Source organism: Microcoleus sp. PH2017_08_TRC_O_A (genome assembly GCF_020738665.1).
Classification (GTDB): domain Bacteria; phylum Cyanobacteriota; class Cyanobacteriia; order Cyanobacteriales; family Microcoleaceae; genus Microcoleus.
In genome coordinates this window covers 23,789-47,910 of sequence record NZ_JAEQCE010000051.1, presented here as the reverse complement: position 1 = coordinate 47,910, position 24,122 = coordinate 23,789, and the positions used below count along the sequence as shown (strand labels likewise).

The 24,122-nt window shown below is 45.2% G+C and carries 20 protein-coding genes; 13 read left to right on the top strand and 7 right to left on the bottom strand.

Features of this window, described 5'->3' with window-relative positions; all coding sequences use genetic code 11:
• Positions 1-10: 10 nt before the first annotated feature.
• Genes JGK22_RS18710 through JGK22_RS18695 form a run of 4 tightly spaced genes read right to left on the bottom strand, consistent with a single transcriptional unit; the run spans position 11 to position 1,603 of the window.
• Positions 11-346, bottom strand: a complete 336-nt coding sequence (locus JGK22_RS18710; protein ID WP_293187019.1) for a DUF433 domain-containing protein — start codon at positions 344-346, stop codon at positions 11-13.
• Between the two features lie 42 nt (positions 347-388).
• Positions 389-820 (bottom strand): HNH endonuclease signature motif containing protein, encoded by a 432-nt coding sequence (locus JGK22_RS18705; RefSeq protein ID WP_293187020.1) that lies wholly within the window; start codon positions 818-820, stop codon positions 389-391.
• Between the two features lie 5 nt (positions 821-825).
• Positions 826-1,197 carry a hypothetical protein gene (locus JGK22_RS18700; protein ID WP_293187021.1) on the bottom strand — a complete coding sequence of 124 codons (372 nt, stop codon included), beginning with the start codon at positions 1,195-1,197 and terminating at the stop codon, positions 826-828.
• A gap of 46 nt (positions 1,198-1,243) precedes the next feature.
• Positions 1,244-1,603, bottom strand: a complete 360-nt coding sequence (locus JGK22_RS18695) for a DUF433 domain-containing protein (protein WP_293187022.1) — start codon at positions 1,601-1,603, stop codon at positions 1,244-1,246.
• Positions 1,604-2,054: 451 nt separating this feature from the next.
• Between JGK22_RS18695 and JGK22_RS18690 the strand changes: the two genes are divergently transcribed.
• From JGK22_RS18690 to JGK22_RS18675, 4 genes are all read left to right on the top strand, one after another.
• Positions 2,055-4,532, top strand: a complete 2,478-nt coding sequence (locus tag JGK22_RS18690; RefSeq protein ID WP_293313387.1) for a phosphoketolase family protein — start codon at positions 2,055-2,057, stop codon at positions 4,530-4,532.
• A 141-nt stretch (positions 4,533-4,673) separates the two neighbouring features.
• Positions 4,674-5,678 carry an AAA family ATPase gene (locus JGK22_RS18685; RefSeq protein WP_293313385.1) on the top strand — a complete coding sequence of 335 codons (1,005 nt, stop codon included), beginning with the start codon at positions 4,674-4,676 and terminating at the stop codon, positions 5,676-5,678.
• Positions 5,671-6,357 (top strand): DUF3226 domain-containing protein, encoded by a 687-nt coding sequence (locus JGK22_RS18680; protein ID WP_293313383.1) that lies wholly within the window; start codon positions 5,671-5,673, stop codon positions 6,355-6,357. Before JGK22_RS18685 ends, JGK22_RS18680 begins: the two co-directional genes overlap by 8 nt.
• A 105-nt stretch (positions 6,358-6,462) precedes the next feature.
• Positions 6,463-7,101, top strand: a complete 639-nt coding sequence (locus JGK22_RS18675) for a histidine phosphatase family protein (RefSeq protein ID WP_293313381.1) — start codon at positions 6,463-6,465, stop codon at positions 7,099-7,101.
• A 27-nt stretch (positions 7,102-7,128) separates the two neighbouring features.
• Here the strand turns inward: JGK22_RS18675 and psaK are convergent, their stop codons facing one another.
• Complete coding sequence (gene psaK, locus JGK22_RS18670) at positions 7,129-7,389, bottom strand: photosystem I reaction center subunit PsaK (RefSeq protein ID WP_293185258.1); 261 nt, start codon at positions 7,387-7,389, stop codon at positions 7,129-7,131.
• Between the two features lie 349 nt (positions 7,390-7,738).
• On the opposite strand from psaK, the gene JGK22_RS18665 reads away from it, so the two are divergent.
• From JGK22_RS18665 to JGK22_RS18655, 3 genes are all read left to right on the top strand, one after another.
• Complete coding sequence (locus tag JGK22_RS18665) at positions 7,739-8,953, top strand: acetate kinase (protein ID WP_293313379.1); 1,215 nt, start codon at positions 7,739-7,741, stop codon at positions 8,951-8,953.
• Between the two features lie 254 nt (positions 8,954-9,207).
• A complete protein-coding gene (locus JGK22_RS18660; RefSeq protein ID WP_293219609.1) occupies positions 9,208-9,525 on the top strand; it encodes a hypothetical protein in 318 nt (105 codons plus the stop codon).
• A 74-nt stretch (positions 9,526-9,599) separates the two neighbouring features.
• The gene (locus tag JGK22_RS18655; RefSeq protein ID WP_293185267.1) at positions 9,600-11,348 is read left to right on the top strand and encodes a hypothetical protein; all 1,749 of its coding nucleotides are present in this window, start codon (positions 9,600-9,602) and stop codon (positions 11,346-11,348) included.
• 14 nt (positions 11,349-11,362) lie between these two features.
• Here JGK22_RS18655 and JGK22_RS18650 read toward each other — a convergent pair whose 3' ends face one another.
• Positions 11,363-16,555: a CHAT domain-containing protein gene (locus JGK22_RS18650; RefSeq protein ID WP_293313376.1), complete on the bottom strand. Its 5,193-nt coding sequence runs from the start codon at positions 16,553-16,555 to the stop codon at positions 11,363-11,365.
• A gap of 81 nt (positions 16,556-16,636) precedes the next feature.
• Between JGK22_RS18650 and rnhA the strand changes: the two genes are divergently transcribed.
• The 3 genes from rnhA to JGK22_RS18635 all read left to right on the top strand — a co-directional run bounded on the left by rnhA (position 16,637) and on the right by JGK22_RS18635 (position 19,368).
• The gene (gene rnhA, locus JGK22_RS18645; protein ID WP_293185270.1) at positions 16,637-17,530 is read left to right on the top strand and encodes a ribonuclease HI; all 894 of its coding nucleotides are present in this window, start codon (positions 16,637-16,639) and stop codon (positions 17,528-17,530) included.
• Positions 17,531-17,706: 176 nt separating this feature from the next.
• Entirely contained in the window at positions 17,707-18,345 is a 639-nt protein-coding gene (locus JGK22_RS18640) for a pentapeptide repeat-containing protein (RefSeq protein WP_293192459.1), read from the top strand.
• Positions 18,346-18,540: 195 nt separating this feature from the next.
• Entirely contained in the window at positions 18,541-19,368 is an 828-nt protein-coding gene (locus tag JGK22_RS18635) for an alpha/beta fold hydrolase (protein ID WP_293282173.1), read from the top strand.
• A 311-nt stretch (positions 19,369-19,679) separates the two neighbouring features.
• Here JGK22_RS18635 and JGK22_RS18630 read toward each other — a convergent pair whose 3' ends face one another.
• The gene (locus JGK22_RS18630) at positions 19,680-20,204 is read right to left on the bottom strand and encodes a dual specificity protein phosphatase family protein (protein WP_293225336.1); all 525 of its coding nucleotides are present in this window, start codon (positions 20,202-20,204) and stop codon (positions 19,680-19,682) included.
• Positions 20,205-20,595: 391 nt separating this feature from the next.
• Here JGK22_RS18630 and JGK22_RS18625 point away from each other — a divergent pair, with 391 nt between their 5' ends.
• The 3 genes from JGK22_RS18625 to JGK22_RS18615 all read left to right on the top strand — a co-directional run bounded on the left by JGK22_RS18625 (position 20,596) and on the right by JGK22_RS18615 (position 23,652).
• Positions 20,596-21,819, top strand: coding sequence for a calcium-binding protein (locus JGK22_RS18625; protein ID WP_293195789.1), 1,224 nt, complete (start codon positions 20,596-20,598; stop codon positions 21,817-21,819).
• An 894-nt stretch (positions 21,820-22,713) separates the two neighbouring features.
• A complete protein-coding gene (locus JGK22_RS18620) occupies positions 22,714-22,845 on the top strand; it encodes a hypothetical protein (RefSeq protein WP_293179112.1) in 132 nt (43 codons plus the stop codon).
• A gap of 21 nt (positions 22,846-22,866) precedes the next feature.
• Positions 22,867-23,652 carry a calcium-binding protein gene (locus JGK22_RS18615; RefSeq protein ID WP_293179115.1) on the top strand — a complete coding sequence of 262 codons (786 nt, stop codon included), beginning with the start codon at positions 22,867-22,869 and terminating at the stop codon, positions 23,650-23,652.
• The last annotated feature ends 470 nt before the right edge of the window (positions 23,653-24,122 follow it).

The window sequence follows — 24,122 nt, the reverse complement described above, 5'->3', positions numbered from 1 at the left end:
ACCTTACTCGCTAAATTTCGTCAGCCTCATCTTGCTGTCGAATTGCTGACTCAATTTCATCTAGATAAGCTTCAGTATAAGCCCAAACATTTACTAAATCAGCAGCACTGAGATGGGGATAGCAATCTAGGATAAAAGCATCGGTAGCGCCGTCATTGCGATAGCTGGCGAGTAACCAAACGGGAATGCGAGTTTTGTCAATACAAGCATCACCGCCGATCGCACCGGGAGTTTTTGCGATCGGGCGGCCACTGTTTTTCAAACTCTGGGTTAAGATGCTGATGGCCTCAGCTTTGTCGATCGGCGTTAAGGCCAAAAGTTGTGCTTCTAATTCTGGGATTGTCATAGAATCTATTTGATTTATGAATGGCTCTGGACTTGAATTTTGTTATGAAATACTTGATTCTGTTGGCGGATGCCATCCAGCACTAACCCACTGACTCCTGACAGTAACAGCAATATTATTGTTGAGTTGTAGTGCTGTTACTGTTGCGCGACCGCAGTCTGTAAGTCCAATAATTTCTGTAGAGTCTTCACTCCAAGCAAAATATTGTGACCATTGTTGAGTGCGCGGATTAAACAACTTAACGCGCGTTTGCGTGACCGCATCTAATGCGTCAGTTTGGGTTCCTTTGTAATTATTGCACAGACTACAAGCCAGCCAGAGATTTTCTTCCTCGTCAGTACCGCCCGTCGCTTTAGGAATAATATGGTCAATTTCCAATATTCCCAGGACATACATTTGTAAACTGCGACAATAACCGCATCGATTTTGAGCTTGTGTGCGAACTCTGGCTCTAACTTGTTCAGAAATTGCCATTTTGATTATCCTTTTAATGGTTCGAGCAACCCGCGCCGCACAGCTTCATTTAAGGATTGAGCTTGTCGTAATAGTCTAGCTTCATAGATGTGGATTAATGCTTGCAATTCTTGATGTTCTACAGAGGTAATCGTACCGGACTGTTGGCGATCTAGCAATTCATTCAATCGTTGTTCTTGGACTGGTTGCAGCCGGAGTTGAGTCAGACTGATTACTTCAGAATCAGACAATTCTGATACTGGTTTAGTGGTTGGTAAAAGGAAAATTTCCAGAGTTTCTACTATAATCTCACTCACGCTGCGGTGGCGTTGCTGCGCTAGTAATTCTGCTTGGTGATAGACTTCATCTGGCAAATTCAGGGTGATTTGGGCGGTCATAGGTCGAATGGCTATGAAACGAATATTTATATTATGCCATATTTTACTATTTGATATTTTCCGGTGTATCTAAAATTGCGTCTGCCTCGTCATTTTCGCGGATAGCTATTTCAATTTCATCTGGAACAACTGCCGCATAAGCCCAGGCATTTGCTAAATCAGTAGCCGTTAGTGTGGGATAGTTATCTAAAAGTCGAGACTCGTTCATACCCAACCGACGAAAGCTCTCCAGCACCCAAACAGGAATGCGAGTCTGTCTGATACAAGCATCACCGCCACAGACACCGGGGGTTTTGCTAATTCCTTGCCAGGTGTTAGCTAAGTTTTGGGTTAATAATTGGATGATTTGAGCTTTCTCGGTTGGCGTTAAGGCCAAAAGTTGTGCTTCTAATTCTTTGATTGTCATAGAATCTATGGTGAAAAGTTTTTTCTTAACAGGTAGCATCAAGGCTCCCTTCAGATTCAATGTCGAACTTTTTCATTATAGCTCCACAATTAAAAATCTGCATATCTAATATAAATTATTCTCACCTCTACCTAGAGAAGTATATTTTTCATTGCTGGCTTTCACCCCTCACAACCTCCAGCTTTTCTGCCGCGATAATAGCTGACTTGTTACTCAAAAATTAACGTTGATTTAAAGTTTGATTTAGATAAAACTGGTATACAATTCAATTGTTTGCTTGAAAAATATGGAGTAAACATAAATTACGGACTCCGACAAAGAAACCGGGTTTTTTCCCGAATCTGCGGGTTGCAATCAAGTATTTTTGTAAAAAACCCGGTTTCTCGGCCTCGATCGAATTTCAAAACAGAGTTTACCGAACACATCACTCAAACTCAGGATTGAAAAACTTATGATGCTAGCAACGACCGAAATCCCCCAATTAAAGCCGCTTTCCGACTCAGAACTAGGCAAAATTAACGCTTACTGGCGATCGGCTAACTACCTTTCCGTCGGACAAATCTATCTCCTCGACAATCCCCTACTCAAAGAACCCCTCAAACTCGAACACGTCAAACCCAGACTCCTTGGACATTGGGGCACCACTCCAGGCCTCAACTTCATCTACGTTCACCTCAACCGAGTCATCAAAGCCCAAGACTTAAACGCTATCTACATCGCAGGCCCAGGACACGGCGGGCCGGGCTTGGTGGCTAACACCTATCTCGAAGGAACTTATACCGAATATTACTCGAACATTTCCCAAGATGAAGAGGGAATTCAACGGCTGTTCAAACAGTTCTCGTTTCCCGGCGGTATTCCCAGCCACGTCGCGCCGGAAACTCCGGGTTCGATTCACGAGGGCGGGGAACTTGGCTATGCCCTTGTCCACGCTTATGGGGCGGCCTTCGATAATCCCGATTTGATTGTGGCGGCGGTTGTCGGGGATGGGGAAGCAGAAACTGGCCCGCTGGCTGCTAGCTGGCATTCTAACAAGTTTCTCAACCCGGTTCGGGATGGGGCTGTGTTGCCGATTTTGCACTTGAATGGCTACAAAATTGCGAATCCTACCGTGTTGGCCCGCATTCCCCGCGAGGAATTAGAGAGTTTGATGGTCGGTTATGGCTACAAACCTTATTGGGTCGAAGGTTCAGACCCGGAAACGATGCACCAGTTGATGGCTGCAACGATGGATACGGCGATCGGCGAAATTAAGTCGATTCAGGAGGAAGCGCGCACGAAGGGCTATTCCGATCGCCCTCAGTGGCCGATGATTGTACTTAAAAGTCCCAAGGGTTGGACTGGGCCGAAGGAGGTTGACGGTAAGCAAACTGAGGGATCGTGGCGATCGCACCAAGTCCCGCTAGCAGAAATGGCTTCTAAGCCCGGCCACGTCCAACTCCTGGAAGATTGGATGAAAAGCTATAAGCCGGAAGAACTGTTTGATGACAAGGGTAAATTGATTGCAGAATTGGCGGAACTTGCACCGAAGGGCGATCGACGGATGGGGGCAAATCCGCACGCTAACGGCGGTCTGCTGATGAAAGACTTGAAAATGCCAGAATTTGCAGACTACGCCGTTGACGTGCAAAAACCGGGGACTGTGATGGCAGAAGCAACCCGTGTTTCCGGCCGCTTTCTGCGGGATGTGATGAAACTGAATCAGGAAAACGCCAATTTCCGCATTGTCGGGCCCGACGAAACTGCTTCAAACCGCCTCGATCCGGTATTTGAGGTAACTGGGCGGGAGTGGATGGGTAGTATTTTGCCAGAGGATGACGAGCACCTGTCTCCTGACGGGCGGGTGATGGAAGTCCTCAGCGAACATCTGTGTCAGGGATGGCTGGAAGGCTATTTGCTAACAGGAAGGCACGGCTTTTTCTCTTGCTACGAGGCGTTTATTCACATCATCGATTCGATGTTCAACCAACACGCTAAATGGTTGAAAACGACTCGCGAAATTCCTTGGCGCAGACCGATCGCATCTCTCAACTACCTGCTAACATCTCACGTTTGGCGGCAAGACCACAATGGTTTTTCGCACCAAGATCCGGGTTTTATCGACCACGTAATTAACAAGAAATCGGAGGTGGTGCGGATTTATTTGCCGCCCGATGCGAACACTTTGCTGTCAGTAACTGACCACTGTCTCCGTAGTCGCAATTATGTGAATGTGATTATTGCTGGAAAGCAGCCGGCTTTGCAATATTTGGACATGGATGCTGCGATTAAACACTGTACGGCGGGCCTTGGCATTTGGGAGTGGGCTAGCAATGATAAAGGTGGCGAACCGGATGTGGTGATGGCCTGCGCGGGTGATGTTCCGACACTGGAAACTTTGGCGGCTGTTGACATTCTGCGCCGAGATTATCCTGAGTTAAAAGTGCGGGTGGTGAATGTGGTGGATTTGATGACGCTTCAGCCTTCGACGGAACATCCTCACGGTTTGTCTGACAAGGATTTTGATGCTTTGTTTACGAAGGATCGGCCTGTAATTTTTGCTTTTCACGGCTATCCTTGGCTGATTCACCGATTGACTTATCGACGGACAAATCACCCGAATATTCATGTTCGCGGTTACAAGGAAGAGGGAACAACTACCACGCCGTTTGATATGGTGGTGATCAACGATCTCGATCGCTTTCATTTAGTTGGTGATGTAATTGACCGGGTTCCGAAACTGAGTTATGCTGCGGCTTATGGGAAACAGGCGCTGCGAGATAAGCTGATCGAGCACAGGCTGTATATCACTAAACACGGCGACGATATGCCGGAAATCCGCGATTGGAAGTGGCCTCACGGTGGCGCTGTTGCGTCTGAAATGCCGAAGGAAACTAAAGATCCGACGGCTACAGGAGATCAGGGTGTGCGATCGGGTGCACCGGGTTAGGCGCGGGTTCTCTTCATCTGCGTGAATCCGCGTTAATCTATTCTCATCTGCGGTTGCAAAATTCTCTTTTTTTAACCGCAGATACAGGCAGATGAACACAGATTAACGCAGATGAGTTAAATTAATTCAAAAGGATCGGTAATGCTTAAAGAAATAGAAATCCAAAATTTTAGGTGCTTTGAGCAAATCAAAATTTCTGGGTTTGAAAGAGTCAATTTAATCGGCGGTAAAAACAATGCTGGCAAAACAGCTTTGCTAGAAGCAATTTTTCTCAATATTGCTCCACACGCTAGCAGTCTAGCAATCCTAAAAGAGTTAAGAAGAGAGTCATCAAAAGCTGTACAAGCTATGCCAGATAGAGCCTGGGATAACTTATTTTACGCACTAAAAAAAGATACATCTATAGTAATTATTGGAAAAGACTACAACAACACGGATCGAGTAGAAATTAAATTAGAAATTAATTCAGTTAAATCTAGTATAGTTATTGAGTTTATGAGGAACGAAAATCGATCTGCCTTGTCATCAAAAAAGGTTCCTGCGACACATTTAATGAGTTATGATACTTCTACTACTGGCAAAGTACCAATCATTCCATCGTTTACCAGGATTTCAGGGAGAGAACTCACAGTAGCATACGATAACGCGCGTTTGAATGAAAAAGATAGCGAAGTTTTAAAAGCTTTTCAAATTATCGACCCTGCAATCGAATCAGTAGAGAGTTTTTATATTGGGGAACCAACGCTATACTTGAGAAGAAAAGGCGAAAAGCGTTTGCCTCTATCATTGTTTGGAGATGCCATGAACCGAGTTGCAGACATTATTCTTAAACTGGTAAACAGCGAACATAAAATATTGCTCATTGATGAAATAGAGAATGGCATACACTATACGAACCAGCGAGATTTTTGGAGAATGTTATTCCGATTAGCGGTTGAACTGGATACCCAGATTTTTGCGACAACTCACAGTTTAGAGATGCTTCAAGCATTTGCTGATGTTGGTTTAGAGCCGGATCAGAAATGCAGCAGCGCCTATTTTGAACTAGCAAGGAAACTCAAAACAAATCAAATAATCGGTATCAGACGCGATTTGGAAACATTGAATTACGCACTAGAGCATCAGAAAGGAGTGAGAGGTGAGTAATATTGTCATCGTAGAAAGCAAAAATGATGCAATTTTCATGAAAGCAATGGTTGAGTTTCTCAACTGCAACATCCAGATAGAACCTTCTATTTGTATAGATGATTATGAATGTTTGGAAGGCTTGAATCCAAAAAAATTAATCACTACGTTAAAAGATTTAGAAGCCGACCTGCAAAAGAGAGATATAGAAAAAATTGGGATTGTTATAGATCTCGATAATTATTCAGAGTCAGAACGGCTGGAATGGGTAAGTGAATGTATAAAAGATGTGTTTGAATCGGAAACTTTGTCAAGCACTAAACAATTTATCGATATTTGTACAAATTATGGAACAAAGGCAAAATTGGCTTGTTACTTTACAAATGTGGGAGGTAGAGGTGAACTGGAAACGCTTTTAAAGGCAATCAAGGCTAAAGATTCGACCTATGCTGATTGTTTGGATAGCTGGAAAAATTGCCTAGAAAGTCAGGGAAAGAAAATCAACCAGAAAGAGTTTGATAAATTCTGGATTAGCAACTATATTAGATTTGATACTTGCTCAAAGCAGGAACAGAAACGAGCAGGAGAGAAATGCAGTATGTCTAAGTTTGATTATGTTATGGAACACAAAAAAGATATTTGGGATTGGGATAATTCTGCTCTTGATGATTTGAAAGATTTTTTTAGGCTTTTTTGTTAAAATGAGAAAACAAATGAAATCGGCGGTTGAAATAATCGGCGGTTGAAACCGCTACTACACGAACGAAGTCCGCCTACGCGGACTGAAGAACAAACCTAGGAATTTATGAGCTTAAAAATCTACTTTCTACGCCACGGTGAAACAGTTTACAGCAAAAGTGGCGGTTTCTGCGGCGACCTCGACCCGGAGTTAACAGCCGAAGGTGCTCAAATGGCCCAACAGTTTGCTACAACTTACGCCAAATTGCCTTGGGATGCTGTTTATGTCAGCCCCATGAAACGGACGATCGCAACTGCAACACCTTTGTGCGATAAAATTGGGATTGAAATGCAGTTGCGCGATGGACTGAAGGAAATTAAGTACGGTGAGTGGGAAGGCAAAACGCTAGAAGCTGTCAAACAAGAATACGCTGAAGATTATATTAATTGGCTGACTGAACCTGCTTGGAATGCACCGACTAAGGGCGAAACTTCTGTGCAAATTGCGAGTAGAGCTTCTTTAATTATTGCAGAAATTCAGGAAAAATACAAGAGCGGAAATGTTTTGGTGGTTTCCCACAAGGCGACTATTCGGATTATTCTGTGCGGTTTGTTGGGGATTGATTTGGGAAGTTATCGCAATCGTATTGCCGCTTTAGCAGCTTCTATTAGTATTGTCAAGTTTGATGTGCGCGGGCCGATGCTGGAGGTTTTGGGCGATCGATCGCACTTGGATGAAAACCTCCGCAATTTACCCGGTACTTAGAAAAGGTGTGCAGTCCCCACCTAGATTCTAAATCGCGCCAATGTAAGACAATCCTAAAATCGTACCTGCGCCCAAAATATGACCAAAGCAGGTGGTTCCCAAGACTGCACCCAAACCAAAACCGCCGAACATATTCGCTGAAGGCATTGCCCCACCTGTGCTCTGATGCTGGATTGTTAATTTGCCGAAAGCAATGGCTAGAATATTGCAGACAATCATAATCAGCCCAATGGTGGGGCTCCATTCTACGGTACGAGGGGCAACGGTTAATAAAATTGTTGTCAACATGGCGATCGGCTCCTTAAACTTTAATCAATGAAAATCTGATGACGAAGATATATCAAATAACCGTAACGCTTGACTACAGATTGCATTAATACTTAACATTTTGATAAATTCCTTAATAAAGTCGTCATTAGTGAATAGCTAACAATCAATACGGGTAGCCAGAAACCGCGTTTTTGAGCAAAATACACAGGTTCCAACCAGCAGAAAAGGTAAAAACGCGGTTTCTGAAGTTGAAGTGAGTAAGTCCTAAATTACCAATTCCCAATTACCAATTACCAATTACCTGTTTGCCCAATGCCCAATGCCCAATGCCCAATGCCCAATGCCCAATGCCCAATGCCCAATTACCATGAAAATCTTAGTTTTAAATGCAGGTTCTAGCAGTCAAAAAAGCTGCTTTTACGAACTAAATGATACGCTTCCCGATCGCCCGCCACAACCTCTATGGGAAGCAAAAATAGACTGGACTCACCGCGAAGGTGCGGGGGAGTTGCAAGTCAGAACTGCTGCTGGCCATAGATTTGAGGAAGAAATTGCCTCGGATTCTCGCGCTGGGGCGATCGCTCGAATGCTAGAGACTCTGTGGCAGGGTGAAACTCAAGTTATTAACAGTTTAAACGAGATTGATATTGTCGGTCATCGCGTCGTACATGGGGGGGGAAACTATCAGCAAAGTACGCGAATTTCGCCGGAAGTAAAACAGGAAATCGCCCGTTTATCTGAGTTTGCTCCCATTCACAATCCGATTAACTTGGAAGGTATCGAAGCGATTGAGAAAATCCTCGGAAATGTGCCGCAAGTCGCAGTTTTTGATACAGCTTTTCACTCACAGTTACCGCCCGCAGCTTTTGTGTATCCGGGCCCCTACGAATGGCTGGAAGAGGGGATTCGCCGCTACGGTTTCCACGGCATTAGCCATCAATATTGCGCTCGCAGGGCTGCCGAAATTCTGAACCGCGATTCTGCCGATTTGCGGCTGATTAGCTGTCATTTGGGCAACGGATGCTCTCTGGCGGCGGTTCGCGACGGCCTGAGTGTTGACACTACGATGGGTTTTACTCCTTTGGATGGTTTGATGATGGGGAGTCGATCGGGTGCGATCGATCCTGGTATCATAATTCATCTGTTAAGGCGATCGCACTTTACTGCTGAGGAACTCGATAATATTCTGAATCGAAATTCTGGTTTGAAGGGGATTTCTGGGGTTTCTAGCGATATGCGGCTGGTTGCGGAGGCGATCGCAAATGGCAATTCTCGGGCTCAACTTGCATTGGATATTTACATCCACCGTTTGCGCGCCGGAATTGGGGCGATGTTGGCGAGTTTGGGAGGGTTGGATGCTTTGATTTTTACGGCTGGTGTTGGGGAAAATTCGGCTGCTGTCAGGGCTGCTGTGTGCGAGGTTTTTGGGTTTATTGGGTTAAGGTTGGATGGGGAGAAGAATTTGAATTCGCCAATTGATGATGATGTTGCGGCGGTTGATTCTGCGGTGCGGGTTTTGGTGATTCATACTCAGGAAGATTGGGAGATTGCGCGGGAATGCTGGGATATTTCTCGTAGATAATTCGGGATTTTTTCGGCGGTTGAGACGGCGGTTTTTTCGGCGGTTGAAACCGCGTCTACACAGACGAAACCCGCCTCCGCGGGTTGAAGAGTGGGGGGTTAAGTGCCGAGTTTTGTGCATTTAAACGATACTATGTACATAGATTGACAAGCTGACTTCGATCGCCCGAACAGCATCCACGACAACCAATATGAACGGCAACAATAAGCTCAAGACTATTTTAACTCAGTTGCGAGATTAATTTGAGATCCTGTATGGCGATCGGCGTAGGTTTAGCAGCAGGCGGTATCGCAGCATCAAGCGGTACAGACAAAGTATTCCTTTTTGTTGAGTTGCGCGATCGCCCTTTTCGCAGCCGGCATCACCTGGTGGCGCACCAAACCGAAAAAATAGGTCAAAAGGGCGATCGACCTTTCCCAAAAAATCATCGATCTCAAATCCGCTTAGATCCGAATGATAGCGCAGTGCGATCGACAATAAGCGCGATCGACAACAAGTGCGATCGTCCCACCCAACACTCCCACCTCTTGCTGGCGAACATACCTACCAGCGAAAACTTTCATAACTATTAAGAAATATCACATTTATCGCCAGTTTTTAGACAGGTGACTTATAGTTTATTTTTCACCTAATTAAAACTATAATTATGAATTTAACAAATTCTCGTTATCAGAAATTAGCGCCATATTTAATATTTCTATTTATAGTCACTGTCTTTTTTGCGATCGCCTCAGTATTTCCTTACCAAATAGAGTTCGATCCAATCCCTCAAATCAAAGGAATCAACCAGTGGTTGAGCGGAGGATCTAGTTTGATCAACTCAGTTGTCACAGTAAATCAAAAAGATATCTCTCAAGATATACAAACCTGGATAGTCTGGCACGCTCCCGGCGTCACCTTCGCATTTTTACCTTTAATCGCCCTCGGATTGCCTTTAGGAATCGCAGTCAGAACAACCGCATACTTTTTGTTTGTTTCAGGCGGTCTGGGGTGGATAAAGGTAATAGATACTCTCACCTCTGACCAGAAAATCAAAATAATTATAGCTGTCCTGTTATCTATCTATTATATAGAAATTGGCTCATTATTGGTTTGTACAGCAGGAGATGTGATTCCTTGGGCAGTCATGCCTTGGGTATTACTGTACGCAATGTATCTGTGCTCAATTTTAGACTCAGGGAATAAATTTGACAGTCGCTTTCTAGTTCATGCAGCTCTACTAGGTCTACTTTTAGGAGGAATTTACTGGTTAAAATACTCTGCTTTTTTAGTTTCTCTAGGAATGCTCGCCTATCTAGCTGTATTTTTATGGTTTTTCAGCAAACAATATACCTTAAAAAACCGTTTTATCCTGTTAGCAGTTTGTACGGTATTCACCCTTTTGCCAGTAATTGGTCTGAGCGCTATTCACCATGCACTTTCTGGAGTCAATAGTGCTATAGACCAATTTGAAGCTGCTATTCCTGTGGCATCGCCTTCTACAAGAGGAATGCGTTTTTTATTGAGTTTAATAGGAGCTCCAGGTTTAGGTCTATTCAATTCAGAAATTTTTACTCAAGGTAGGCTGTTGACGTTTACAAGCACTATTCTTAAACAGTTATTTACCTTAGATATTTCACGGAAAGCAGAAACTTTTAAAATATTTGTAGGTCTGGCAGGAACCTTAGCAGCTTTTTGGTTTGTTGCAGAGTCTGCTCGCAAAAATATATACAATAAAAAACTTATTATTCTTTGGGGCTGCATTACAACGATTCCTTTTATATTCATTGCATATATATCTTATAAAACTGGAATAAATCTATTAATGGCAGGCATCGGTCGTTACAGCAATCCTTTCTTTATACTTACTGTCTTCTTTGTGATTTCTTACTACATTTACTGGATTTCAAATCATGAAAAATCTATACTGTCAAAAATTGTATTGTCTGTTGTATTGGTATTCTTTGTATTGCTGCCCCCGCTCAATTATATAGTTGATTGGGCTGAGGCTATAATTTTGCGGAAAAATTACGCAACAACAGAGAATTTTCTCTATGTCGATATCTTGTCAAAAAAGAATGTTAAATCGGTAGTTACTCAGATAAAATCTGCCGTTAAATCACCTAAAGATGTTGTCGTTTTAACTAAAGATACCGATGAATTGCGTTTTGGTTCGTGGCTGGAAATGAGACACAGAATCCTCTCACTCCCAATAGTTGACGGTGAAGAAGCTAAGAGTAAAATTACAACAGCGCAAGATTTGAGAGTCATACTTGTTGTCTCCAATGCTTTGGATAAAAATGAAAATCAACTGGCGCTAGTCAAGCAGAGATTTGCCCAATCAACTGGATGGACTCGGCTACCCGAAAATCCAGATGCTGAGGTTTCTATTTGGTTTTCAGATTTGAAGGCTTGACTACCGATTACCAGTCACCACGGACTCCCAATCATCACAAAAGCCGACCAATAATAAGGATGCGACAACTTCAAATCTGCAAACCCTTGCAAAGATTGCGGCAACTCCACTCCCTCACCCCGACTCGAACCCCGTAACTTGCCGCCCTCCAAACGCACATCTCCCTGCAACATCGCAATTTGCGCTTCTCGCAGCGCCGCCGCCTTAATTGGGGCAATCTTCAAACGCTGATAAAACTCAGCCATCAATCCCAAAGTACCCTCATCCGAAACATACCACAAACTCCCCAAAGCCGTTTGCACCCCAGCTTGTAGCGCCAAACCCCCAAAACCCAACTCCGCACTGTCATCACCCACCGCAGTCCGACAAGCACTTAAAACTAATAGATTTACCTGCGGATTATTCAATCTCAAGTCACGCAATTGATTCAGTCTTAACCGACTATCCCACAACTGAATAAAAGAATTATTCGGCAGTCCCGGACGAAATTCGCCGTGAGTAGCTAAGTGAATAATCCCAAAAGGTCGGCTTTCATGCTGTTGCTTCAAATTATCGAAAGTGAAACCCTCATTCAGAAAACTAATTCCCGGCCATTCTCGCGAAATAGCCGCTATTTCCGCAGGAACCGCTGGTAAAGGATTCAATTCCGAAAATTGATCCGCACCCATTGCTAAAACTTCAGATTTCCTGATATCCACGTAGCGAGTATCTGTTAAATTAATGCTGGGCATCAGGCTGAGATTGTACTTTTCGATCAAAAATTGCTTTCCGTCGTGCAAAGCAGCAAAGGGCATACCTCTCAAACCGCGATCGACTACAAAAGAAATAGTATCTGTTTCGCACTTCTTCAAATTCTCCTCCAAAGGCTCAACCATCCACTTATAAAGCTGTTGGGCAGATGATAGATAACTCGTAGTATTACGTCTGGCTGGATTAGTAATCTCATTCCTGAACTCCTTTACAACTTTCAGCAATTCTTCCCGGTGCGCTTCCGGCACAGTTTTGTGAACTACTGCACCGCAAGAATCTACTAACATTAAATCTAATTTTTCCGATCGCGAAAACAGATATATTAAGCTGGGTTTCGTTTTCGTTTCTGCGCCCACCGATACTAATTTTTTCTTGATGTCGTCTACCGATAGTAAATCCTTGCTGATGTTAAGACCGAAATATTCCTCGAATTCTTGACCAAAAGATTTCTCCAGCAGAGGTAAAGCTGCTGATAATTTCCCTGCATCCAGGTTCCTGCCGATGTCGCTGCGAAATGCTGCCCCAAAAACTGGTTCTCTGGGATTTCCAACGATGAAATTTCTGAGTCCTCTCGGAGATTGCATTCTTTCGGGTGGCAGCCTGTCTCCGGGTTTTCCTATATCTCGCGATATTCTGTTTTGATTCTGCCGCTGTTCGGGGTTAAAGGGTTGGTTGGAATCGGGAAAAATCGATCGCGATTTATCTAATGGAAATCTATCGATTAGCGATGGTGGCAACGAATTTGGGTTATTGCGATCGATTGGATTATTCGGATTATTCGGATTATTCGGATTAATTGGATTCTCGGGATTATTCGGATTAATTGGATTATTCGGATTAATTGGATTCTCGGGATTATTCGGATTAATTGGATTATTCGGATTAATTGGATTCTCGGGATTATTCGGATTAATTGGATTCTCGGGATTAGTTGGTTGGTTGGGATTATTCGGATTATTCGGATTAATTGGTTGGTTGGGATTAATTGGCTGGTTGGTAGTGACGATCGCACTATTGCCCTGAGTGTAAGAATTTATGAAAGATTGTCCCTCAGTAATCGTACCAGAATCATTGCTGGCGATCGCCCCAGCCGTCCCATTATTCCTCGCATTTCCCACCACAAAAGGTGTCGGCGGATTGACATCACCGCCGCCGTGGGCGATCCTCACTGTACCCGGTTGAGTGCCGCCAACAGTCGAGACACTCACAGGAGTACCGTTTTGGTCAAAAGTACCCGTCACCCGCACCAAACCCGGAGTCTGGATATTCACCGTACCGCCGGGAGCATTAACAGATTCAATGCTAATATCATTTTGAGCGTTAAGATTTACTCCAGAAGTGCGATCGGCAACCACAGGATTAACATTTATTGCCCTGGTGCTAATTTGCCCTCCCGCTAAAATCCTCACAACTTCCGCAGCATTGATATTACCAGTAGTGACATTTCCCCTACTGCTAATTAAACCAATTCCTACTCCCTGCAAATTACCCGCAGTCACATTTCCCACCGCATTTAAATTAATATTGCCCGTTGACAAAGTATTGCCGATCGCAATATTGCCACCGCTATTAACATCAACTGCACTTCCTTGCAAATTTCCCGCAGTAAAGTTAGTCGGTGTTCTCGAAACAATCCTTGTAGCAGGAGCATTTATCCCGATCGCGCTAATATTATTTCCAGCATTGAGAGTTACCGCCGACAGGGGATTAACTGGCTGTGTGGTAGGGCGAGTAATATTAACTGTCCCGGTTTGAATTTGCTGGCCCGCCGAAATCCCAACTTGTTCGGCAGCGGTGAGATTACCAGCGGTGACATTTCCGGTAGTGCTGTTAAGATTAATCCCAACTCCCTGCAAATTCCCGGCATTTAAATTGCCAAAAGCTGTCAAATCTACATTACCTGTAGCGTTGGTATTACCAGTGGTAACAGTTCCCGAATTGCTGGCAACATTAACTCCGATACCCTGCAAATTTCCTGAGTTTATTACATTTCCAGGAGCCCTGATATTGATATTTCCTGTTGATGCAGTATTAGTAGTTGTAATATTCCCCGTGGTGCTGGAAACATCCACTGCTCCCCCCTGCAAATTTCCGGCAGTTAAGTTGTTGGTTGCTCTCAAAGCAACGGTGGCAGTGGGAGCATTAACCGATGCTACATTAATATTAGTGTTCGCGTCCAGATTGACTGTGGGAGTAGTAGGATTAACTGGATTTGCTGCGATCGGATTAACAGTGATTGGCGCTGTAATGATTTGCTGTCCCGCTACAACTCTGACATCTCCCGTAGAGGCGATCGCACCCGTAGCGACATTTCCGGTGCGGCTGGTAGCTCCGACAGTCGAACCCGTGAGGTTCCCCACGTTTAAGTCCCCAGGAGCTGCCAAAGTGACATTCTCGGTTGCTGTAACGCTGGCAGGTGTAGTATTTGGGACGATTGTATTGGGATCGTTCAACACTCCCAGAGCGCCGGAGTTGCTGATAACATTAACTTGAGAACCCCGCAAATTCCCAAAATTGACATTGCCGAATGCTGTAAGTGCGATCGCCCCAGAATTCCCAGTGTCGATCGCGCGAGTTACTATATTGCCCCCAGTCGAATTCAGAGTAATATTGCCGTTGATATCAGCCGGAACGATGTCATTTGTCAAGATAATATTATTAACAGCCTGAATATTAATCGTCGAAGCAGACGTTAATCTGCCTCCAACTATCACAGCCCCTTCCCTGCTTTCGAGATTAATTTGACCGCCATTAATATTTCTAGTTGCCACCTCTTGCGCCGCCGACAAAATCACAGGCCCGCCCGCAGAAATGTTTTCCACATAAATCAAAGTTCTGCCACTCAAAATAGGCGTCGAAGTGAAAATACTATCATCATCTACACTGTCAGAAGAAATACTCACCGGATTTGCCAAACTTGCTACTCCCGCCCGGAGAATTAAGGCTGGACTGCTAGTTAAAATAGCAATATCTGGATCTGAAGTCGCATTTTCAGTCCGCAATCCAACATCCGGGCCGGTAATTGTAATATCCTCCGCAACAATGCTACCCCTCGCCTCGACTTTCAGCGAAACCCCAGTATAATCTCCCAATAAAACATCACCTTCGGAACTGATAATCGGGTCAAATAAACTGACAAAATTTCCCGGCCTTCCCGACAGATTCCGCACCAAAAAATTGCCCCTTGAAGCAAAGTGAGCATCCCCCGAAATTACACCGTTGCTGACTAAACTCAAATTGCCACCGCTTTGAAATTGCGGGGGAAGAGATAAGCCGCCGGTAGCGTTTAAGGTGAGAATGTCGATCGCGCGATCGGCCCGAATCTCTAAATTCCCCCCAGCCCGGGCCAAAAAAGGATTCTGCACGCGATCGCGAACCCGCACCGCATCCCGTGCCAGCAAGTTCAAATCCCCCGCAGTTTGCAGCCTAGCCCCCGCTAACGTCAGATTTCCCGCCGCCGAAATAGTCGCACTTCCCGCATTCACCTGCGGAAGTACAGACAAGCCGGTTTCCGTAGGGGCGGTGCCCCCGTGCCCGCCCTCCACGCTGAAATCTGCTGTAGTCCCAGCAGCGATCGCCACATCCCCAGAATTCACCTGCAAACCAGAGTCCACAAGCTGCACGCTACCATCAGCAGCAACAGCAACACCCGTCGCCTGATTTTGTGCAGAACCTGTCAGCAACTGCGGCAAAGAAACAGGATTTAAACTTTGTTGAGAATTACGCAAATTCTGGTCAGTTGGTATTTCCAAATTCAACAAAAGCCCCGGTTGACTGATCCGCAAAACATTCTCGCCCGGAACAGCAGCAACAGTAATTTGCCCGCCCGGTGCCGACAACTGCCCCGTACTCAAAACCGTACCGCCCAGCAAAGCCAAACTTTGGCCCGGAGTCACAGCCAAATTGCCAGCATTAACAATACTTCCCGGTTGATTCGCCCCAAAATAAAAAGCATTTGGCGCACCAACTAAGGCACTAAAATTATTTGTACCTGCCGCATTAAACCAATTAGAACCAAAACCCACATTATTAGCAGTAGTCGCAGTAAAAGCACCTGGCACATTCAAACTCGCGTTCGGGCCAAACACAATCCCCGCAGGATTAATTAAAAACAGATTAGAATTGCCACCCGTGACCGTAATTAAACCATTAATTAGCGAAGGGTTCCCACCAGCAATGCGAGCTAATATATTTTGAATAGCCGAATTAGTCAGAAAATTAGCAACTTGACCTTCATTCAAGCCGAACTGCCCAAAACTGTGAAAAAGATTCGCCCCGTCTCCCGACAAACTGCCACCGTTAATATCGTAGCGGTTACCATTGCGGGTGACAGCAGTGCCAGTACCGTCAGCAGCAGGCACGACTGTTTGCGCCTGGGCGAAAGTATTAAAAATTAACAAAGAAAACGGACAAACAAATAGCCCGACCTTTTTAATCTTTAAGTTGACGTTTTTCATGGGCATCTACAGTCGATCGCAATTTCCCTCAATTATCGCACCCGCGAACAAAATAATCGTAAATAACAAATTAATTAACTCATGACAACTCCCACAATCAAAAGCTTGTACACAGACGGCGCTTGTTCCGGCAATCCAGGCCCCGGCGGTTGGGGTGCAGTCATCTGCTTCGCCGACGGCAAATGTCACGAACTCGGAGGTGCAGACCCTCAAACTACCAACAACCGCATGGAAATGCAGGCGGCCGTCGCTGCATTAGAATTTTTTGCCAATTCCGGTCAAACCGAACCAGTCACCGTTTACACCGACAGCGAATACGTTAAAAACGGCATCACCAAATGGATTCAAGGCTGGAAAAACAAAGGCTGGAAAACCTCAACAGGCAAAGATGTCGTCAACCAAGACCTTTGGCACCTGCTAGACAAGCTGAATTCCCGACAAATCAAGTGGGAACACGTCCGCGGCCACTCCGGCGACTTCTACAACGACAGATGCGATGAAATTGCCCGCAGCTTCTCTCACAATCGCACTCCCGCCCTGCAACAGCATCGACCAACAACAGATGAGTCTGGGTCATCGCCGCTAGACATTGAAAACCCAATTGTTTTGGAAGAAACGGACACAACTGGTAACAAAACGATAGAATCCTATGTCATAACTTCTGACCTTCCGATCTCCAACTCTACCATGATGGATTCAACTGCCGATACCCTGGAGAACTTACCCCGCGAGGTGAGGGTTCAGGAACTCCGCAACCTGATCGAGACGTTGCACATAGCTGACGAAGTTGCCACCAAAGGCTACTTGATTACCAGTTCTGAACTGGCTGATTTGATGGATGTAAATGCCAGCGCTGTCACCAGCCGCGGAGACAACTGGGTTTGGCGCAACTGGGTAGTTTCTCGCGTGCGCCGCGAGGGCAACCAAATTCTCTGGCAATTAGAGCGCATCGACCACGTTAGTACGACTGATTAATCATCAGTCATAAGTCCTCAGTCAGATTGTGACAAAGGCCTTCTGACTGCTGCAATATCTAGGACTAATTGCAAGAACTCAAACGGTAGGTGCGCGCAGCGCACCTTACCTGTTTCCAGAGAGGAAAAATAATTTAACTTATAATTTAAGAAACGCGAACAAATCCTGAATAAACAGTGAAAAACAAGAGTTCGATCGCTTTAATGAACTGGCTGCCACCCAAACCAGAAACCGTTTTGCTTTGCGACTCAATTGCAGCAGCTTCTGAAATGGCATTTATGCTAGGCGGCGAGTGGGATGGCTGCAATAGCTTGGTTCTACCTAAATCCGACAAGGTAGCAATTGAAACAGCCGCGAGTTTGCTGGAGACATCGTGGTGCTATCAAAAGGCGGCCGAACCGGTTTTAACTCGGCTGGGAGTTGACGAATTGCTGCGCCGTTATGCGGCGGGAGACAGATATTTTGTTAATGCTAACTTGAGATGCGCTCAATTGAGCCAACTTTGTTTGGAAAACATCGATCTGAGTTATGCCAAATTGAATTTGGCTGACCTGAGCGGCACTAATTTAAATAAAGCAATTTTAGCAGCAGCACAGATGCAATCGGCTAATTTGAGTGGCTGCAACTTGCATAAGTCACAAATTGTGAGGGCAAATTTAGCTGGGGCAAATTTAAGCAATGCTAATCTCAGAGGTGCCGATTTGACTAATGTAGATTTAAGTAATGCTGACTTAACAAATGCTGATTTAAGAGGTGCAACTTTAGGTAAAGTAGACTTGAAAAAAGCTTGCTTGGATGGGGCTATCTTTGAGTAAAACAAGTTGAGGGGCGACTGCAAATTATTCATGCCGCAGGTTCCAATTATGATTCATATTTGCGATCGCGCAGATCGCTTCCGGTCGATTACCATGACAAAAACGGTTCGTAGTGCGGACTTCAGTCCGTAGCATTATGCGGACTGAAGTCCGCACTACGAACCAATCCGAACAACGTTAAAGTCCAGGTATTTTATGCACATTGCAACTGTCACCGGCCCAGCGGGGCGACTCAATCTCACCGACACGGGCGCAGCAAGCAGCGCAGAAGCAGAACCCATCCCCGTCCTCTTCGTACACGGTATGGCATACCACCTCGGAGTCTGGGACGAGACGATCGCACTTTTGCGCGCCAATCTCGGCCAAAACCAGCGCATTTTGGCGATCGACCTCCGGGGCCACGGCGCATCCGATCCGCCCGCAGACGGCGACTACACCCCCGATAGCTGCGCCACCGACATCATCACCATCCTCGACGCGCTGAATATCCCCCAAGTAGCCCTCGTCGGACACAGCTTCGGTTCCCTCGTCGTCCTCGCCACCGCCGACTGCGCCCCAACTCGCATCACCCGCGTCATCCTAGCCGATCCCCCCGGTGACTTTAACTACCTGCCGCCCTCCGTGTACGAAGAACAGATGGTTCCCTTCCTCGCAGCGCTAGCGGGCGACAGCTACCGCGCTGCGGCAGAGGAAAAGTTCTCCCAAGCCCTCGACGGCGGTACAACTGCGACGCGCGAAACCACGATCGCACGCCTCGCAGCCACGCCGCGCGATCGTCTCATCGGTATGTACAAAGGTATGTTTGCTTACGATGCAGTTGGTGCGATCGATCGCATCCTTGCAACTCCGGGCACCCAAATCTCAGCAGTCCTCGCGCCGGCCAACTCCTGGCCTTTCAGCCTCCACATACTGCGCCCCCAAATTGCCACCACAGTCATACCAGAAACCAGCCACTGGTTGCAGCTTGATGCGCCGGTTCCCTTCGCCGAAGCAGTGACAAATCAGTTGACAGTTGACAGTTGACAGTTGACAGTAGTCAGTTGACAGTAGTCAGCTCGCCCCCCGAGCGAAGCCGAAGGGTAGTCAGCAGTCAATAGTCAATAGTCATTGAAGGCGATCGATCTCCTATGTTGAACACCATTTAGGCATTTGCGAGATCAGAAACCGACTTTTTAACCACCAAGAATTGGTTGAAAGCCGGAACCCTTTTCCGGTGACTGTTTAAACAATATCGATGTAACCGGAAACGATATCATTACTCCAATCCTCCTCCTTCCTTTATCAAGTGCACTCAAGCGATCAACTGTCAACTGTCAACTGTCAACTGTCAACTGTCAACGACAATCATCCAACAAAGCATCAAGTTCAGCAGCGACTTTCCACGGATTTCGACCCTTGAAAACAGCAGCGATCGCAGCTTCATAAGGATTTCTGCCAGTTTTTTTCACAGCCGCGATCGCCTTTTGGTTAGAAAAACCCCGCCCGCTAACCAACCAAGCAGCCAAAACCTGTCCTGTGCGCCCAATCCCGCCAGCACAGTGAACCACCACCCGATCGCCCGATCGACTTGCAGATGTCAAAAACGGTAAAATGCGATCGACTAAAATTTCGCGATCGGCCAATTCAAAATCTGCGATCGGAGCCCAGCAAACGCGATCGCACCCAAAAACATTTCCATAGCTTCCCAACAAGTCACCATAGCCGATGAGTTGTGTCTCGGGAAGCAAGCAACAAACTCGATCGATCTTCTGTCGCCGCATAAAATCAATCCAGCCAGCAACTTCCTCATCGCGGTAGCCCGGTTTGGCCGCACCAAACACAACTAATTCATCCTCCGCAGCCGCCGCAAACTTGTACATCAGCCCTCAATTTCAATCCTAAAATAACTTAGAGATTTTTAGATATTCTTACTTTACTTCTTAAGTGGCTAGCTTAACTGTCTAACTGTCCTGGACGTTCACCATAAATCAGGACAAAGTTGATATATCAGCGTGCAGCGTTAGATTTCAACAAATCAGGCAATCAACCCCATGCTATTTAAGTATGGCGATCTGTCCTATTATTTCAATTCACATTTCACTCAAATTCACAGCAAAGTCTTGAGTGCAATGCTCACCTATCGCCGCATCTGGCATCTGCAAATAGCCAATTAGATTTGCAATTTGTAGATAAGTTCTTAACGTATCGCGACACTTTCTAGCGCCCGATACAGTTCAGACAAATTCATCATTTTTTTTGGAGAAATTTAACATGGCTAAGATTCCAGGTACTCCCAAAGACGACTTACTACATGGCACTCCTGATAACGATACTCTCACAGGTTTAGCAGGCAACGACACTCTCTACGGTAAAGCAGGAGATGATGAGCTTGATGGTGGTTCTGGTGCAGACAAAATGTATGGTGGTAGCGGTAATGATAAGTACATTGTCGATAATATTGCTGACGTAGTTACTGAGTCTGCTGCCGAAGGTATCGATCTGGTAGAATCTACCGTCAGCTACACTTTAGGAGTGAACGTCGAAGACCTGCATTTGAAGGGAACCGCTGCCATTGATGCGACGGGAAACAACGCGCACAATGCTATTTTAGGTAATGATGCGAACAACTCTCTCTATGGTTTAGGCGATCGCGATTACTTATTTGGTGGAGGTGGTAACGACTTCCTAGATGGTGGTGATGGCGATGACCAAATCTATGGTGGTACGGGGGACGACATCATATATGGTCGTGCTGGTGCCGACGACATGAATGGTGGTAGCGGTAATGACCTTTATTTGGTTGATAATGTTGCTGATTTAGTTACCGAGAAAGCTGCCGAAGGTACTGATACCGTAGTCACTTCCACTATCAGCTATACTTTGGGTGCAAACGTCGAAAACCTCACCTTGAGTGATGCTGCTGATATCGATGGCACTGGTAACGAATTGAATAATTATATGCTGGGTAACGCTGGCAAGAACTTCCTCAAAGGTGAGGATGGAGACGATTTAATCAATGGTAGAGGTGGCAGAGATATCATTCTTGGTGGTAATGGAATTGACACGCTTTTAGGTGATGCTGGAAATGATGACATACAAGGCATGAAAGGTAACGATATCCTCTACGGCAACGATGATAACGATCAACTTTTTGGTGGTGGTGGTAACGACATCCTCAATGGTGGTAATGGCAATGATGTCTTAGCTGGTGGTGGCGATATTGACCTTGCCGGCAACAACATTCTTTGGGGTGGTGCAGGGGCGGATGGATTCAGATTCTATTTTGCTCCCACAGGCATTGACACCATCAAAGACTTCCAGAAAAGTGAAGTTGACAAAATTGAAATTCACCGCAGTTTTGGTGCTACTTCCCTAAACCAATTCAGCTATAGCAAGACTACTGGTGATTTATTCTTCGGTCAAGTTAAGTTTGCCACTCTTGAGAATAAGCCAGCAGACTTCTTAGTATCCCGAGATATTGTGCTATTGCCATGAGGATGAATTGAATTGTATCTGAGTTAAACAGACTTGACATTAAGTCCGTTTAACTCAGATATTACACCATTTTCAATCAGCAATTTACGGGGCAGACAGGATGTTCTGCCCCCACTAAATCTTAGGTATGTTGTTGCGCTTGAGCGCTCCGGAAAGGTATGTTGTTGCGCTTGAGCGCTCCGGAGTAGTTGCGCTTGAGCGCTCCGGAAAGGCACGTAGTTGCGCTTGAGCGCTCCGGAAAGGCACGTAGTTGCGCTTAAGCGCTCCGGAAAGGCACGTAGTTGCGCTTAAGCGCTCCGGAAAGGCACGTAGTTGCGCTTGAGCGCTCCGGAAAGGCACGTAGTTGCGCTTAAGCGCTCCGGAAAGGCACGTAGTTGCGCTTCAGCGCTCTTTTATATAGCCTTTCGAGCGATAGATGAGGTATGACTGTAAATCGAGTTGTTAGGCGCATACCTTGCTACACAATAACTCTCAGGAGTGAGTTCATCCCAACAGCGTCCGCGAATCTTTCGCTCGCAGTGTTATATTTAGAAAGAGCGCTGAAGCGCAACAACGTACCTTTTGGGAAACATAAAAATCTGACGCACCCTACAAGTCTATAGTAGCGTGCTAGTTACAATACCGGATGCAAACAAAAGAGTACCCATTGGGCACTCTTTTGTTTGTTTAGATGACAGCATAACTGACTGAATGGCTGAATCTAACCCTGCTAGAAAAAAATTAAATCTTAGTAATATTTATCTTTCAATCTTAATCTATAGGTGGTTTTTTGATATTAGCTTAAGTGGCTAGCTTAACTGTCTAAATGTCCTGGACATTGGCTGTCACTCAGGACAAAGTAGATATATCAGCGTGCAGCGTTAGATTTCAACCAATCAGGAAATTACCTAAATAATGTTTAATTATTGTGGCATTTCCGATTGTTCTAATTCGCATTCAACTCAGATTCACAGCAATGTGTTTAGTGCGACGCTCACCTATCGCGACAGCTTGTATCTGTGCGATCGCAAAATCGATCGATTGTGAATCTAATTCGCAATTTGCAGATTGGTTCTGAACTTTGAGAACCAGAGAAAACAAGCAAACAAACTACAAATTTTAGGAGAAATTCCGATGGCAAAGCCAATTATCGGTACATCATTCAACGATACGTATTTGGATGGTACTAGCGGGGCTGATACTATCTATGCCTTGGCGGGTAACGACTCTTCATCTGGCGGGGCGGGCAACGATACGATGTATGGAGGGTCTGGAAATGATACCTTGTGGGGATACTCGGGCAATGACTTGATCTTCGGTGAAGAGGATAATGACTACCTCTATGGCGAACAAGGCGCGGATACCGTCTGGGGAGGTGCAGGTAATGATTATATCAACGGTAGCAATGGTTTATTCAATAGTACCGATTCTGCTGATAAACTCTACGGCGAGGGGGGTAACGATACCTTAGATGGTTGGACTGGTAACGACACCCTTTACGGTGGATATGACAACGACCTTTTGCTTGGTTCCTTCGGTAATGACTACCTCGACGGTGACTATGGCAACGACAATCTTTCTGGTGAACCAGGAAATGACACTCTCTATGGTGGTGGTGGAGCAGATAATTTCATTTTTTACTCCACCCCCGCCTATGAAGGCATTGATTTAATCCAAGACTTTCATTACTGGGAAGGTGATAAAGTCCAAGTCTCGGTAAGTGGAATGGGAGTGTCTTCAGTCAGTGAATTTCAATACAATAACAGCACTGGTGCGCTGTCGTTTAAAAACCAGCAATTTGCCAAAATACCGGGTGGATTTCGTCCCGATTCGGATATCGTCTTTGTTCCTTAGGACTTGTCGCGCTTGCTAGGACATTCCTGGACAAATTAGCTAAAAAAAACCGGGTTTTTTACCTAATCTATGGACTTCAACCAAGGATTTTGGTAAAAAACCCGGTCTTTGATTATTTGTGTGCCGGAACATAAAAAATTAACATCGGCGCTTTGAAAATTAAAAAATCTTTTGTTTGGTAGCCTTTCTTAAGTGGCTAGCTTAAGTGGCTAACTGTCCTGGACATGATTCATGGAGTTGAGTTATTTTGTTAATGTGCTGATAAGTCGGAGCACTGTTTAAATTTGTAAGAATTTTAATCAAAAGCTTGAGTCTGTTTATAGGCACTGCGACCCATAAATAGTCAGCTTGCAAATTTCATGCGACTTTACCTATTTGTTTAACTCCAAAAATTGTAATTATTTGAATTTTAATTGTTGTTAAACAATTCTAGGTTCATTATTTCAATGACAACTTTTTATCAGGTAAGA